This is a genomic window from Zooshikella harenae (assembly GCF_018837975.1).
Classification (GTDB): domain Bacteria; phylum Pseudomonadota; class Gammaproteobacteria; order Pseudomonadales; family Zooshikellaceae; genus Zooshikella; species Zooshikella harenae.
In genome coordinates, this window is record NZ_JAGSOY010000363.1 from 1 (window position 1) to 560 (window position 560).

1 protein-coding gene is annotated in these 560 nt (G+C 47.9%); it reads right to left on the reverse strand.

What is annotated here, in order from left to right; all coding sequences use genetic code 11:
* Window positions 1-560: S49 family peptidase (locus tag KCG35_RS26135; RefSeq protein ID WP_215822862.1), on the reverse strand; the 560-nt coding region annotated here is incomplete at both ends.

The window sequence follows — 560 nt, forward strand, 5'->3', positions numbered from 1 at the left end:
TTTTCCGAGGGAATATTCGGCTGCTCATCGTTATTCATGTGCTGGGTAAAGGCATTTTGTGTAGTGCTTTCTTTTTTCGGGGTAGCCGCTTCAGCCTTAGGCAGCGTTTCCAACAGTGCTTTGGCATCATCCGCCGCCATTCCGGATTTTACTAGGTGTATTGCGGTAGTCATTCGGCCTTCAGCGGCTTCACACTGCAAAATACCTAAACAACGCTCCCGTTCTTGCTGGATCGCACTGGCTTTAATGGCATCCGTATCAACGGGTTCTACGGCAGGTTGTGTGCTTTTTACTTGGGGTTCAGTGGGTGTAGTCATAATGGCCCTTGTATCGTTCAGGTGGTGAGTGAATACCGCTAACGCCTGGTTAGCGGGTAAAATCTGGTCTATCAAACCCATTTCTTTGGCTTGTTCGGAGGAGTAAATGGCGGCTTCTGTTTTACGAATCGCACTCGTCTCTAACTGACGATTGCGGGCCACCGTATCGACAAATAGCGTGTACAGTGAATCTATTTCTTGTTGAAAACGTTCTTTTACCCCATCAGGTAATGGTTGATAGGC